12 protein-coding genes are annotated in these 13710 nt (G+C 64.6%); 3 read left to right on the plus strand and 9 right to left on the minus strand.

Going from position 1 to position 13710, the window contains the following annotated elements:
* Window positions 1–56: 56 nt before the first annotated feature.
* On the minus strand, window positions 57–2756 hold the full coding sequence (locus AB4Z00_RS04870; protein ID WP_442045139.1) for a TonB-dependent receptor domain-containing protein: 2700 nt from the start codon (window positions 2754–2756) through the stop codon (window positions 57–59).
* Between the two features lie 288 nt (window positions 2757–3044).
* Here AB4Z00_RS04870 and AB4Z00_RS04875 point away from each other — a divergent pair, with 288 nt between their 5' ends.
* A complete protein-coding gene (locus AB4Z00_RS04875; protein ID WP_442045140.1) occupies window positions 3045–4673 on the plus strand; it encodes an amidohydrolase in 1629 nt (542 codons plus the stop codon).
* Window positions 4670–5272 carry an FMN-binding negative transcriptional regulator gene (locus AB4Z00_RS04880; RefSeq protein ID WP_442045141.1) on the plus strand — a complete coding sequence of 201 codons (603 nt, stop codon included), beginning with the start codon at window positions 4670–4672 and terminating at the stop codon, window positions 5270–5272. Before AB4Z00_RS04875 ends, AB4Z00_RS04880 begins: the two co-directional genes overlap by 4 nt.
* 15 nt (window positions 5273–5287) lie before the next feature.
* On the opposite strand, the gene pdxR is transcribed toward AB4Z00_RS04880, so the two are convergent.
* The gene (gene pdxR / locus AB4Z00_RS04885) at window positions 5288–6682 is read right to left on the minus strand and encodes a MocR-like pyridoxine biosynthesis transcription factor PdxR (RefSeq protein ID WP_442045142.1); all 1395 of its coding nucleotides are present in this window, start codon (window positions 6680–6682) and stop codon (window positions 5288–5290) included.
* 419 nt (window positions 6683–7101) lie between these two features.
* Here pdxR and AB4Z00_RS04890 point away from each other — a divergent pair, with 419 nt between their 5' ends.
* Window positions 7102–7479: a hypothetical protein gene (locus AB4Z00_RS04890; protein ID WP_442045143.1), complete on the plus strand. Its 378-nt coding sequence runs from the start codon at window positions 7102–7104 to the stop codon at window positions 7477–7479.
* A 190-nt stretch (window positions 7480–7669) separates the two neighbouring features.
* Here AB4Z00_RS04890 and AB4Z00_RS04895 read toward each other — a convergent pair whose 3' ends face one another.
* From AB4Z00_RS04895 to AB4Z00_RS04925, 7 genes are all read right to left on the minus strand, one after another.
* Window positions 7670–8500 (minus strand): alpha/beta fold hydrolase, encoded by an 831-nt coding sequence (locus AB4Z00_RS04895; RefSeq protein ID WP_442045462.1) that lies wholly within the window; start codon window positions 8498–8500, stop codon window positions 7670–7672.
* Window positions 8501–8700: 200 nt separating this feature from the next.
* A complete protein-coding gene (locus tag AB4Z00_RS04900) occupies window positions 8701–9453 on the minus strand; it encodes an SDR family oxidoreductase (RefSeq protein WP_442045144.1) in 753 nt (250 codons plus the stop codon).
* A 290-nt stretch (window positions 9454–9743) separates the two neighbouring features.
* The gene (locus tag AB4Z00_RS04905; RefSeq protein WP_442045145.1) at window positions 9744–10907 is read right to left on the minus strand and encodes a bifunctional alpha/beta hydrolase/OsmC family protein; all 1164 of its coding nucleotides are present in this window, start codon (window positions 10905–10907) and stop codon (window positions 9744–9746) included.
* Window positions 10908–10964: 57 nt separating this feature from the next.
* Complete coding sequence (locus AB4Z00_RS04910; protein ID WP_442045146.1) at window positions 10965–11576, minus strand: glutathione binding-like protein; 612 nt, start codon at window positions 11574–11576, stop codon at window positions 10965–10967.
* Window positions 11577–11648: 72 nt separating this feature from the next.
* Window positions 11649–12107 (minus strand): carboxymuconolactone decarboxylase family protein, encoded by a 459-nt coding sequence (locus tag AB4Z00_RS04915; RefSeq protein WP_442045147.1) that lies wholly within the window; start codon window positions 12105–12107, stop codon window positions 11649–11651.
* Window positions 12104–12646, minus strand: coding sequence for a hypothetical protein (locus tag AB4Z00_RS04920; protein ID WP_442045479.1), 543 nt, complete (start codon window positions 12644–12646; stop codon window positions 12104–12106). The genes AB4Z00_RS04915 and AB4Z00_RS04920 overlap by 4 nt, the downstream gene beginning before the upstream one ends.
* Window positions 12610–13371, minus strand: coding sequence for an SDR family oxidoreductase (locus tag AB4Z00_RS04925; protein WP_442045148.1), 762 nt, complete (start codon window positions 13369–13371; stop codon window positions 12610–12612). Before AB4Z00_RS04925 ends, AB4Z00_RS04920 begins: the two co-directional genes overlap by 37 nt.
* Window positions 13372–13710: the final 339 nt, after the last annotated feature.

Below are 13710 nucleotides of genomic sequence, written 5' to 3' on the forward strand. Positions count from 1 at the left end.
AAAAAAGGCGGCGGGTTCTGCACCCGCCGCCTTCCGTTTGCCTTGCAGGGCCGGTGTCAAAACTCCAGGCGCACGCCCAGGGTCATGTAGCGACCGATCACATCGTAGTAGGGCGAGAAATTCGAGTAGAGCGGCGGATCCTTGTCGAACAGGTTCGACACGTTGCCATAGATCTCGAAATACTTGCCGTCCTGGCCGAACGGAACCTTCTGGCTCAGCTGGACGTCGATGTAGGTATAGGCGGGAATGCGGTTGTTGGTGATCGGCGTGGCGCTCGTGCGGTTCCAGTAACCGGACGAGGTGTAGCGCGCCCGCACCAGTCCGCTGAAGCCATCGCTGGAATAGCCGACCGAGGCATTGGCACGGATGCGCGGCACGCCGTTGACGAAGGCATAGCCTTGCGACTTCACGTATTCGATCTTGGCGGTGCCGTCGTCGGTCGTGAAGTGGTTTACCCAGGTGCCGACGAGGCGGAAGATCACGCGGCCGTTGGCCTCGTTCTCAACCGGCAGGCTATAGGCCAGTTCCGCGTCCACGCCGTCCGTCTTGAATTCGGACAGGTTGACCTGCGAGGAGGCGATGCTGGCGATCCGGCCGGTGGAATCGCGGGTGATGTAATTGCACAGGCTGGCGTTGCCGCCATTGCAGCGGTCGACAAGAACCTGCGCGCCGATGCTGGTGATGACGTCCTTGATCGCGATGTTGAAGTAATCGATCGAGGCGGTCAGGCCGCGCAGCGGAGCGGTGGTGATGCCGGCAGTCCAGGTGTCGGACTTCTCGGGCTTGAGCGCGGCATTGCCGCCACCGTAGATCAACACGCTGCGGCTGCCTTCGCCGCTGAACTGCGGATCGACGACGCCCACGTAGCTGACGGTCTGGTTCGAATAGAGTTCGCTGATATTGGGCGCCCGGATATCGCGCGAACGCGTGATGCGGCCGATCACGCCGGGCAGGAACTCGTTGGTGGCGCCCAGCTTCCACGACCATACAGTGCCGCTGGTGCTGTAGTCCGAGACGCGGACCGCGCCGTTCAGCTCCAGCTTGCGCAGAACCGGCAGGTCCTTGACGACAGGCACGACGATCTCGCCGAAGGCTTCCTTCACATCGTACTTGCCGCGCAGCGAAGTGAAGTAGAACGTGGAAAAGGCCTTGGCGGCATCCAGTTCGCCCACTTTGGCATTGGTCGAAAGATTGCGCCCTTCCGCGCCGATCGCGATCGAAACCGGCCCTGCGGGCAGTTCGAAGGGCTCGCCGCGCAGCGAAACGCCGTAAGTATCGAGCTTGTTGAGGCTGTTCGAACGCGGGGTACCGGTGACGTAGTCGATCGCCGCCTGGGACGGCGCCCCCTCTCCGAACAGGTTCAGCGGCACGCAGCCCGCCGCGCCCGAACGGCACACGGCCTGGCCGGTCGCCGGGTCGATCACCGCATCGACCGCGTTGGCAAAGTTCCGGGAGATCAGGAAGCCCGGCGTGTCGATCTTGTTGCGATACTCTCCGTGGCTGTAATAGGCCGAATAGCGCCAGCGTCCGTCGCCGAAGCTGCCGTCAAGCGCCAGGGTACCCTGGATGCTGCGGCGGTCGAGGTTGATCGTGCTGTACGAAAGATCCGCGTTGTAACGGGCCATCGTGAAGCTGCTCTGCCCGGAATTGGCCAGGATCTGGCGCACGTCGTCGTTCAGGAAGGCGTTGTCCGACCGGATGGTGACGCTGTTGGTGTGATCGCCGAACCAGGTATAGCTGTTCCAGTATCGCGAATAGCGAAAATCGGCGCTGAGCTTCAGCGTGTCAGTCAGTTCGTAGGAAGCCTTGGCGAGCGCGGCATAGCGCTTCTGCGGCGTGATGAGCGGGCTGCGTTCGTCGTCGGACGGGCCCTCGCCGCCGATCATGTTGGTGCCCACGACCGTGCCGATGTCCGGCACGCGAAGGGTTCCATCGGGATTGAAGCCCATGCCGCGCAGCCCGGCCGGCCCCGAAGTGATGTAACCGCCGATCAGGCGGGTGGCGTGGCCGACGTTCGGGGTCAGGGCATTATTGACCGTCGCGAAGCGCCCCGTGTTCTCGCGGTCGGTCTTCTTCAGGATGCCCTTGTTGTCGACGAACTCTCCGCCGATCACGAAGTGGCCGCGACCTTCGGCGAAACTGGTGCCGTACTTGCCTTCGATCCGGACCTGCCCGGCGTCGCCGCGCGACGAGATCCCGCCTTCCGCGCCCAGGCGCACGCCTTCGTAATCGCCGTCGACGATCATGTTGACCACGCCCGCGACCGCGTCCGAGCCCCAGGCCGCCGAGGCACCGCCGGTGACGATGTCCACGCTCTTGACCATGATCGAGGGCACGGTGTTGAGGTCGTTGTCGCTGACCAGGCGGCGACCGTCGACGAGGACCAGCGAGCGGGTTTCGCCAAGGCCGCGGATGTTCACGGGGAAGCGGCCCGCCTGCGCGTTGGTGCCCGAGGTCTGCGGCGACTGCGAGGCCTTGAACTGCGGCAGGTCGGCCAGTGCCGCGCCGATGTTGGGGCGGCTGACGATCTGGAGATCGTCCTGCGTCATGTGCAGCAGCGGCGTCGGTGATTCATAGCCCGGACGGTCGATGCGCGATCCGGTGACGACGATGTCGCCTGGCGTGGAAGCGGCGGCATCGTCGGAACGGGATGGCGTTTCGGCCTGCGCCAGTGCCGGCGTTGCCGGCGCGCTCAGTGCGATGAGAGCCGTGCTCGCCAGAATCGACCGGCGGCGTGCGCGGAGAAGCTGTTCCATCATTTGAATCCCTGATCTTGCGGTCGCCCTCGGGAGCGATCTGACTTTGCCTCGCGGCTAGATCGATCATGAAGCGCAACCGCGGCCCATGCGGAACATCCACTTTCCGGAAGTCGATGGGTCCAATGCATTACGCGCCCCCGCGGCATTGGACCCTTGAACCCACTCGATATTGGATGTTGGCTGGGCCGAACGGGTAGGCGAAGGGAATTGTCGCTCATGAACGGCAAGGGGATAGCCATGTTCGATCGTCGTCGGTTTCTGGGATCCGGCACTGCGCTCGCAGCGATGAGTATGCCGTTTGCGCGAAGTGCTTTCGCGGCCGATGCGCCGCTGGATTGCGCGCTGGTCGGCGGCAAGGTCTGGACCGGAACCGGCGCGCGCTCGGACGCGATCGGCATCGTCGGCGACCGCATCGTCGCCGTGGGATCCGATGCGGTGAAAGCGCGCACCAGGGCATCCACCCGAGTGGTCGACCTGGGGGGCGCCTTTGCAATGCCGGCCTTTACCGACAACCACACGCATTTCCTGATGGGCTCCGACACGCTCTCCCAACCGGACCTGCTCAATGTAGGGAACCGCGCCGAGTTCGTGGCCCGCATCGCCGCTGCGGTGCAGGCCCACCCCGGCGACTGGCTGCTCGGCGGATCGTGGGATGAACAGCGGATCGGCGGCGAACTGCCCACGCGCCACTGGATCGATGCGGTCAGCCCGAACACCCCGATCGCGATACCGCGCACCGACCTGCACAGCTTCCTGTGCAACTCGGTTGCCCTCAAGCTGGCCGGCATCACCCGAAACACGCCCGATCCGGCAGGCGGCGTGATCGTGCGCGACGCGAAAGGCGAACCGACCGGCGTGCTCAAGGACAACGCCAAGGCTCTGGTCAAGCGCGTGATCCCGCCGCTGACACACCGACAGCTCGAAGCCTCACTGCGGGGCGGCATCGCGCATGGCCTGAAGTGTGGCATCGCGCAGGTGCATATCCCCGATCCCTTCGATTGGGACTGCTTCGACGCCCTGCGACGCCTGCGCGCCAAGGGCGAGACGGACATGCGCTTCTACAACTTCGTGCCGCTGCGCGATTGGCAGAAAATGGCCGCCCTCGTGAAGGCCGAAGGTCGGGGGGACGACTGGCTGCGCTGGGGCGGCCTCAAGGCTCTGGTCGACGGTTCGCTCGGCGCACGCACCGCGCTGTTCCACGATCCCTACACCGACGATCCACAAACGCGGGGCGTGCGGGTCATGCCGCTCGACGAATTGCGCGAAGCGGTGATCGCCGCCGATCGCGCGGGCCTGCATATCACCGTCCACGCCATCGGCGACGAGGCGAACGACGACATCCTCGATCTCTACGCCGAGGCGGAAGCCCTCAACGGCAAGCGTGACCGCCGCTTTCGCGTCGAACATGCCCAGCACATCGCCCCCGCCACTATCCCGCGCTTCGCACCGCAGAAAGTGATCGCCTCGGTCCAGCCCTATCACGCCGTCGACGACGGTCGATGGGCGGTCAAGCGCATCGGCGAAAAGCGCCTCAACGGCACTTACGCTTTCTCCTCGCTGATGAAGAGCGGCGCAACGGTGACCTTCGGTTCGGACTGGCCGGTCGCGCCGCTCAGCCCGATGGCGGGCATCCATGCCGCCGTCACGCGCCGGACCATCGACGGCGCCAACCCGGAAGGCTGGCTGCCCGACCAGAAGGTCTCGGTGGAGCAATCGCTCACGGCCTATACCGTGGCCAATGCCTATGCCGGCTTTCAGGAAGATCGGCTCGGACGGATCGCGCCGGGCTTCCTTGCCGACATCACCGTGCTGGACAGCGATCCCACGACCATCGATTCGGAAAGGTTACTCAAAGTGGAGGTATTGCGCACCATTGTCGGTGGACGGGAACGCTACACGGGAGCCGGCGCATGAGCCGGTGGTCCCCGCGCAATGCCGCCGGAATCGCGGCGCTGGTCGCCCGCCACCCCCTCGCCTGGGTGGTATCGGGTACGCCCTCGTTCCATGCGACGCCGCTGCCGCTGGTAGCGGATCTGGCGGCGGACGGGAGCATCGCCGCGCTTGTCGGCCACTTCGCGCTGGCCAATCCGCAGGTCGAGGCGCTGCGGCAGCAAGCGCGCGCGCTGGTGCTGTTCCAGGGCGCGCAGGGGTACATCTCGCCTGAACTGGTGACGCAGCCGCAATGGGCGCCGACGTGGAATTACGCGGTGGCGCGCTTCGAAGTGGAAATTGCCTTTTCACCCCAGGACAACGGCGAGGCACTCGACCGCCTGATTGCCCATATGGAGGGCTATCGCCCGGACCGCTGGACGGTAGCGAAGATGGGCGAGCGTTACGAGCCGATGAGCCGCCACATCATTGCCTTCCGGGCCACGGTGCTGTCCTGCGAGGCGACCTTCAAGCTGGGCCAGGACGAACGTCCGGAAAGCCTTGCCCAGATACTGGCCGGGCACCCGGATACGGGGCTGGCCGCGGCAATGCGGGAGGCGAACCAGCCGCTGTCCCGGACCTGATCCGGAACGGCTCCGTCAGCCCGCCACCGACCGGAGTACTTCCAGTGCCCCGCGCGCTTCGTGCTGGTCCAAGCTGGCGAAGCCGATACGCAGGCCGCGCGGAGCACTGTCGCGCGTCATGAAAGAGCAGGACGGCGCGAAGCGCAGCCCGGCCGCCGCCGCGCCCGCCTCTATCCGGTCCAGCATGTCCTCCGATGCGAAGCGAAGCCAGAAGGCCAGGCCGCCGGGAGGCATTTCATAGCTCACCCGGTCGCCCAGAGTGGCGTCCAGCGCGGCGGCGAAAGTGGTGCGCCGCTGGGCGTAGATTTGCCGGACCTTGCGGGCGTGGCGGCTCAATTCGCCGCTTTCGATCAGTTCGGCAGCGGCCGTCTCGGTAAGGGTGTTGCCCATGCCGTCCACGAGCGAGACGACATGGGCCAGCGCCTCGATCACCTCCACCGGCGCGGCGATATAGCCGATGCGCAGCGCGGGCAGCAGCAGCTTGGATAGTGAGCCCGCGTAGATAACCCGCCCCGGTGCATAGGCCGCCATCGGCAACAGCGGCTGCGAGGCGAAGTGAAATTCGTGGTCGTAGTCGTCCTCTATCACGGCGAAACCGAACTGACGGGCCAGGTCCAGCAAGCGCAGGCGCCGTTCGGGTCGCAAGGCCACCGTTGTCGGGAACTGGTGGTGCGGTGTCACGAAAACGGCCGCCACGCGGTTGCGGCGGCAGGCCAGTTCCACGTCTTCGAGACATATGCCGTCACGGTCGAGGCCTACCGGCACGATCTTCGCACCGCGCGCTGCGAAGGCAGCGACGGCGGGCTCGTAAGTCAGTTCCTCGACGATCACTGCGTCGCCGGGACGGATCAGCAGGCTGGCGGCGAGGAAGATGCTGTTCTGGCTTCCGCGGGTGATGCAGATGTTCTCCGCCGTCACCGGCAGGCCGCGCTGGCTCTTCAGCATTTCGGCCACGCTTTCGCGCAGGACCGGCGCGCCGCGCGGATCGCGGTATTGCAGGCCGTTTGAGCGCACAAGGCGCTGGGCGGCGGCGCGATAGGCACGGGACAGGAGTTCCACCGGAAACAGTCGCCCATCTGGAGCGCCTTCGTCCAGCTTGAGACCGGGCCCTTCGGGAACTGCCAGCGGGTGCTCCGGGCCGGAGATAAAACGATACTCGGCGCGCGCGGCCTCGCCCGGGCTTTCGGGAGCGGGGGAAGGACCGGGATTGGGCAACGCGGTCGATACCATGGTGCCGCGCGTGCCGGCCGAAGAGAGCCAACCCTGCGCGATCAAATCCTCATAGGCCAGGACCACCGTCTTGCGGTTGATACCCAGGCTGACAGCCAGTTCGCGGCTGCTGGGCAGGTAACTGCCCGAAGTGAGACGGCCGCTTTCGATATCACGGATCACCGCCTGGATGATCTGCATGTAGATGGGTTCGATACGTCCGGCGTCAATGCGTTGACTGAGGCTTATCTGCCAGGGACGCAGCATGGTCAACGGGCAGCAAGCGGACGGTTTTTCATCCGAGACGTGTAGCCAAGCTAGGTGGCTCTTGGCAACTGTTTGCCCAGCGCTGTCTTGTTACCCTTCGGATCGAATATATCGGCTGAAGCGCCGCTGCACTGGCGACGCATCCTGTATCCTAATTCCAAGCTTCGACAAAATTAGGATACAATTAGGATACAGCTTATCGAGATACCGCGAGAAGTCATGCTCCGACACGAACCATTAAATATCTGAATAGAAAACATTATAGATATCTCTCAGATTTCCTGAGATCCGGTGAAACCTCGAATCTTCTGATAATAAATCAGATCGAGAACTGTTCCTATTCTAGCAAGAACGTGCGTATCCAGGTTTCCGTGGTCATGCCCTACGCCTGCGATATCGAACGCGTGGAACATCTCATGCTGGACGGCGCCAAGTCGGTAAAGCGCGTCCTGGCCGCCCCGCCGCCCACCGTCTGGCTCGACAGTTTCGCCGAGCGCGGCGTCAGCTTCGTGATCCACGTCTGGATCACGGACCCCGAGGAAGGCGTTGGAAATGTGCGGTCCGACGTCTTGAAGGCGCTCTGGCGCCTGATGCGCGAGCAAGGCATCGAAGTCCCCTACCCCCAGCGCGACCTCAACGTGCGCGACACCGAAACGATGCGCCATGTGATCGAAGCGCTGCGTGGAACACGCCAGACGCGCTCACCCGCTGACCCTTCGATTTCAACCTGATCGCGCCTCTTTCGCAGATGTCCATCGGGCAGATCCGAGTCGCCGTTTCCGCGCGAACAACTGCTGGCCTTGCGGAGACCCTCGGAGGTTGACGTTCTTGGTCGGGCCTCCGGATTGCGCGCTTCCGGGCCACGCAATGACCAGGGCATCGAATGAGGATAACCCCATTCAATGCCCTTGCCGATAGGCCTCAGCGACGGATGAATTCGAGTATGTCGGGATTGAGTCTGCCGGCGTCGGTCGTCAACATCCCATGCGGCAGCCCCTTGTAGACCTTGAGTTCCCCGCCCTTGAGCAGCCCTATCGAAAGTTCCGCCGAGTCGGCGATCGGGACGATCTGATCGTCGTCGCCATGCATGACGAGTGTGGGGACGGTGATCGCCTTGAGGTCTTCGGTGAAATCAGTTTCGGAAAACGCCTTGATGCAGTCGTATTGCGCCTTTGCCGCGCCCATCATGGCCTGGCGCCACCAGTTCTGGACGATAGATTGCACCGCACCGCCCTTGCGGCGATTGAAGCCGTAGAACGGGCCGCTGGGGAAATCGACGAAGAACTGCGCACGGTTCGTGGCAAGCTCGCGGCGTAGCTCGTCGAATGCGGAGCGCGGTGCGCCTCCGGGATTGGCAGGCGTCTGGAGCATCAGCGGCGGCACGGCGCCGACGAGGACGGCTTTCGCAACCCTCCCGGGGCGAGCCCGCGCGACATAGCGCGCCGCTTCGCCGCCGCCGGTGGAGTGGCCGATGTGTACGGCATTTTTCAGGTTCAGCGCTTCGACCAGCTCAGCCACATCCGTGGCATAGGTATCCATGTCGTGGCCCTGGTCGGTCTGTTCGGAGCGACCGTGACCGCGGCGGTCATGCGCAATCACGCGGTAGCCCTGGTCGAGGAAGAACAGCATCTGGGCGTCCCAGTCATCGGCGCTCAGCGGCCAGCCGTGGTGAAAGAAGATCGGCTGCGCATTCTTCGGGCCCCAGTCCTTGTAGAAGATGCGGGTGCCGTCACGCGTCGTAAAGTTGGTCATTGTGGTCTCTCCATGGTCGATGGGCTGAGCGAGGCTGGTCCCAGCGAGCAATGGCCCGCCGGTCAGGACGAACCCGGTGGCGGCCATTCCGCCGAGTACGCCGCGGCGGCTGGAGCAAAACGGCGCGGAAACACCGTCGCCATTGGGCGAAATCATCGAGAATCTCCCTGTGGTGGTGGGGTAGATCGACAGGGCGTGTGTCAGGCCATTGCGATCCAGCGGCGCAGCCAGTCTTCGAAGCTGGTCGGCGCAAACCGGGGATGGTCGCCCCCCGTGAGCGGTTCGCTTTCGAAATGAGCGCCGAAATAGGGCGCATCGGGATCGACGACGATCCGCCGGCTGTCCTCGTTGGCGGTCAGGATCATCGCGGCGAGGTCAGGCAAAGTGCGACGATCAGGGCCGGCGATCTCCACCACATGGCCGGTCGCAGGCGCGAAGACCATGCGGGACAAGGCATTGGCGACATCGTCGGCAGCGACGGGCTGCATGTGGACGGGCGGCAGGCGCACGGCGTCGCCTTGCCCTCCCGCATCCACGATGTTGTAGATGAACTCGAAAAACGGCGCTGCGCGCAGGATCGTGAAAGGCACGCCGYCGTCCCGCACCAGGCGTTCCTGCGTTCGCTTCGCTCGGAAATAGCCGCCCTCGAGCGCGTCCGCGCCGACCGCCGAGAGCAGGATATGGTGAGCGACCCCGATCTCGCGCTCCAGCGGCATCAGCCTCGATCCGGCCGCCGCGAAAAAGGCCTCCATGGCCGCGGCGTCTTCGTAACCCGGATTGGACACGTCGAAGACGACGGTTGCGCCGGCCAGGGCATCTTCCAGACCGATGCCTGTCGATACATCCACGCCGCGAGACCGGGCGACCACGGCAACGTCGTGCCCGGCGGCTGTCAGGCGCTCGGTGAGCTTTTCGCCGATGAGCCCGGTTCCGCCAACGACTGCGATTTTCATCGAACCATTCCTTTCAGAGGTTTTCGTCTCCGAAAGTAATGATCCCCGTCAGATCAGTGGAACAGACCCAAGATAGACCGCTGTTCTTGTACCGTTACCGCATCGGTACCGACTTCGCGCTCATACCAAGACTCTTGGATTGAAACCCGTCTCCTGCTTTTCGTCATCGCGAGCCCGCGAAGCGGGAGAAGCGATCCAGAGCCACATAAGCCGCCCCTGGATTGCCGCGCGACCTGCGGTCGCTCGCAATGACGAGGGGAGACATGAGTCATTGTCAGAGAACTTTGGTATCAGTCCTGTTCTGGAGACAACTCCACTTCCGGGAGGTTGAACTGCGATCCGGCCTCCAGAGTACGGTGCACGGGGCAGCGCTCCGCCACTTGCTGCAATTCTTCGAGCTGCGCGGCGTCTACCTCGCCGGTAACTTCGATCCTGCGTGAGAAAGTATCGGGCCGATCGCCCTGCCCTGTCTTGTGGTGCTTCACGAAAGTGTGGATGTGGCGGACCGGCCAGTTCTTGCGCGCCGCATAGAGCCGCAAGGTCATCGTCGTGCAGGCTGCGAGCGCGGCGGACAGCAGGTTGTAGGGCGTGGCGCCGCTTCCCATGCCCCCGACTTCGGCAGGTTCGTCGGCAAGAAAATGGGCCTTGCCCGCGCGCATCGCCAGTTGGAACTTGCCCACGCCCGTCTCGCTCGCTTCGGCGTCGTAAGGGGACGCGGCATCGGCGGGCGCCATCCTCAGGTAGCGCCCGGCCCAGGTGGCGATCATGTCGGCGGCGAATTCGGCGTCCTTCTCCCGAGTCAGCAGATGGTCGGCGCCGTCGAGAGCGATGAAGCTCTTGGGATTCTGCGCCGAGAGATATATCCGCGTCGCGCTCGCCACCGGCACCACGCGGTCGGTTGGGGAATGGAGCAGTAGCAGCGGCCTTCCCAGTTCCGCGATCCTCCTGCCCTGGTCCTGCAGCCGCAGTTCCTCGGCAAGGTGGCGCCCGACGGTGAAGGCCTTGTCCTCGATGGACACGGCGTCACCATCAGCCGACATCCGGGATATGTCGAAAGGCGCCCCAATCGTCGCGACGGCCGCTACCATCGGCAACGAACCCGCGGCTGCGAGAGCGGCGGAGCCGCCAAGGCTATGCCCGACCAACAGGGACGGCGCCATGCCCTGCACTGCCATCGCGGCCGCCGCATCGAGCAAATCCGCGACGTCCCGCCCCTTTTCAGCAGGTTCGAAATCGCCCTCGCTGCCGCCAAGACCGGTAAAGTCGAAACGCAGCACGCCGATGCCGGCGTCGGCCAGGCGACGGCCGATCCTCACCGCGGCATGGCTATCCTTGCCGCATGCAAAACAGTGCGCGAAGATCGCCCAGCCGCGCACGTTGACGGCGGGCACTTCCAACCGGCCCGCCAATCGCAGGCCGGAGCGGGCGGTGAACTCGAACGGGCGCGTCGGCATCGGCATTCCATTTCCACAAGAGGCAAGCGGGCCGGCAGCGGCGACTCGCCGCCCCGATCACCCTTCCTCGCGCATGTTCTTCGGCATGACCATGCCTTCCGAGCGCAGCGTCGTCTTCACGCCTTCGCGCTCCCCGATGCGCCGACGCAAGGCGATCAGCCGTTCGGGAATTTCGACACCGAAGCGCGCGGCCCAGAGGGTCATGACGAAGACGTAGAGATCCGCGACCGTCGGGCGCGCGCCGAACAGGTAGTCGCTCACCATGCCGCTCACGACCTGCTGAAACAGGGCCGTGAGCCTGGCGCTGGCAGCAGCCTTCTCTTCCTCGGTGCCGCCGTGCCAGAACGGCTTGAATCCTTTGTGGATCTCGGTCGCGACCAGGGAGAGCACTTCCAGCAGCCGCGTCCGCCCCAGCGCATCCTCCAGGCCGTAAGCCGGGTAGAGCGTGGAGAGGTAGTAGAGCACGGCGACGTTCTCGGTAATGACCTCGCCGTCACCCAGCACCAGCGCCGGGACGTAGCCTTTCGTGGTCACCCGATTGAAGTCGCCGCCGCTGGCCGTGACTTTCGTCTTGAGATCGACGCTCTCGCTGTCGAACGGCTCGCCCACCTCGGTGAGCACGATGTGCGCGGCAAGACTGCAGGCCCAGGGGCAATAATAGAGCTTCATGGTCATATCTCCCAAAAGGGACGGCCGGAGCACCGCCTGCGGCAGCACTCCGGCCATCGACGCGGCAGGCGGTCAGGCGGTGACCGGCGTCTCCACCGGATGCACGGCGCGCAGGCCGATCTGGACCTTGTTCCAGAAGTTGATCGCCGCGACGGCGACGGTCAGGTAGGCGATTTCCTTGTCGTCGAATTGCGCCTTGAGCATCGCATAGGCATCGTCCGGCGCGTGAGTCTTGGCGATTTTGGTCAGCGATTCCGCCCAGTTGAGCGCGGCACGCTCGCGCTCGGAGAACAGCGGGGAATCGCGCCAGGCGTCCAGCAGATGGATGCGCATGTCGCTCTCTCCGTTCTTCACCGCGTCCTTGGCGTGCATGTGGATGCAGAAGGCGCAGCCGTTGATCTGCGAGGCCCGCAGCTTCACCAGTTCGAGCAGGCCATGCTCGATGCCGGCATCGTCGATCGCCTTTTCCACGGCCATCATGCCTTTCATGGCATCGGGCGCGGCCTGGAAGATGTTCATACGTGGTGTCATCGATAATCTCCTTCAGTTGCGGTCTTGGTGGGGTCGAGGATGGCGCAGGTGGTGATCACCAAGCCGAGCAGGGCGGGCAGGCTCACGGYGGGAAAATCGCGCAGGATGGCGGAGGGCCCGCAAATGCCCACGGCTACTTCCCAGTAGTGGAACAGCGCGTGGCCCAGCAGCCAGACCGTCGCGCCGCCCCAGCAGACGGTGCGATATTGCGGCCGTGCGGCCCCGATCAGGAACGCCGCTCCCAGGAACAGGAAGACCAGCCCGATGTCGCGGATGAAATGCTGGTTGAAGGGGCCGGTGGTGGTGACGCCGGGAACGGCGAAATACCAGGCCGACGGCGCATAGAGCATGAAGGCTCCGTTCGCGAGCGCCAGGAGCCCGAGCAGCAGGGCAATGATCGCGCAGCTTCTCATGAGCATGGCGGGGCCTTTCGTTGCGGGGATTGATCCAGGGGTGGGGACGGCGATGGGACGGACACGCACGGGCACGTCCCAGGGCACGATCACCGCTTGGGCGGCGGCGGTACGTTGGCCAGCCACCAGTCGAATGCCGTCTCACCCAGCCGCGCGCCCGCAGCCGGCAGCAGCGCATCGTCTTTCAGGCGAATGCCGTAATACCGGGCCTCGGGATCGCGGACGACGGGGTGCGGGTCCTTGTCGAAGGCGAGCACGCGCGCCACGATCTCGTCGAGGCGGAACTTCTCCGGCCCGGCGATCTCCACCATGCCGCCCGCCGGCTTGTCGAGCGCGACGGCAGCCACGGCGGCAGCGACATCGTCGGCGGCCATGGGCTGGATCCAGGCATGGGGCAGGCGAACCTCATCGCCGACAATCGCCGACTGCGCGATGCCGCGCAGGAATTCCATGAACTGCGTGGCATGGACGATGGTGAAAGGAATGCCGCTTTCGCGGATCGCCGTCTCCTGAACCTGCTTCGCGCGGAAATAGCCGCTTTCCTGAAGCCGATCCGTTCCCACCACCGAAAGCGCGATGTGGTGCCTGACCCCCGCCGCAATCTCCGCAGGCATGAGGTTGGCCGCCGCCTTCTGGAAGAAGTCCATGGCCACCTGATCGTCGAAGGACGGCGAGTTGGCGAGATCGACCAGGACCTCGCAGCCGACCAGCGCTTCGGCCAGGCCTTCTCCGGTCAAAGTATTGACGCCCGTGTTTGGGGCGGCGGCCAGGACATCGTGCCCCGCCTGCGCAAGCCTTGCCACGACCTTGGAGCCGATCAATCCCGTTCCACCGATGACGACGATCTTCATCGTGCTGTCCTTTCCTTGCATGTGCAGATGCCGGTCGATCCGACGAGCAAAGGGATAAGGGAGCGGGAATGCCGCCGGCAGGACCGAGACAGGCAAATGACGATGTACCAACCGGGCTTGGTACAGGCGCTTGCCGCTATCTCGGGACTTAGCCGGAGCGGCTCCATGCGATCATTGTGGCGTCGTGGCCGAAGCGGCAGCCGGCGATGGACTATCGCCATCCCCACAACGGGCGCTGCAAATCCGCCAACCCCCGAAGCCACGCACCTGGGGGAGCCGTGTCAATCGGACGCGACAGGGATGATGAACGCAGGGGTTTTTCCGATTTCACCCTGCGGC

The sequence above is a fragment of the Novosphingobium sp. YAF33 genome, from assembly GCF_052113265.1.
GTDB lineage: Bacteria > Pseudomonadota > Alphaproteobacteria > Sphingomonadales > Sphingomonadaceae > Novosphingobium.

Bases quoted from the DNA above. Each gene is read 5' to 3' on its own strand.
- AB4Z00_RS04870 (WP_442045139.1), bottom strand. From the start codon at position 2,756: ATGGAACAGCTTCTCCGCGCACGCCGCCGGTCGATTCTGGCGAGCACG.
- AB4Z00_RS04875 (WP_442045140.1), top strand. From the start codon at position 3,045: ATGAGTATGCCGTTTGCGCGAAGTGCTTTCGCGGCCGATGCGCCGCTG.
- AB4Z00_RS04880 (WP_442045141.1), top strand. From the start codon at position 4,670: ATGAGCCGGTGGTCCCCGCGCAATGCCGCCGGAATCGCGGCGCTGGTC.
- pdxR (WP_442045142.1), bottom strand. From the start codon at position 6,682: ATGCAGATCATCCAGGCGGTGATCCGTGATATCGAAAGCGGCCGTCTC.
- AB4Z00_RS04895 (WP_442045462.1), bottom strand. From the start codon at position 8,500: ATGACCAACTTTACGACGCGTGACGGCACCCGCATCTTCTACAAGGAC.
- AB4Z00_RS04905 (WP_442045145.1), bottom strand. From the start codon at position 10,907: ATGCCGACGCGCCCGTTCGAGTTCACCGCCCGCTCCGGCCTGCGATTG.
- AB4Z00_RS04910 (WP_442045146.1), bottom strand. From the start codon at position 11,576: ATGAAGCTCTATTATTGCCCCTGGGCCTGCAGTCTTGCCGCGCACATC.
- AB4Z00_RS04915 (WP_442045147.1), bottom strand. From the start codon at position 12,107: ATGACACCACGTATGAACATCTTCCAGGCCGCGCCCGATGCCATGAAA.
- AB4Z00_RS04925 (WP_442045148.1), bottom strand. From the start codon at position 13,371: ATGAAGATCGTCGTCATCGGTGGAACGGGATTGATCGGCTCCAAGGTC.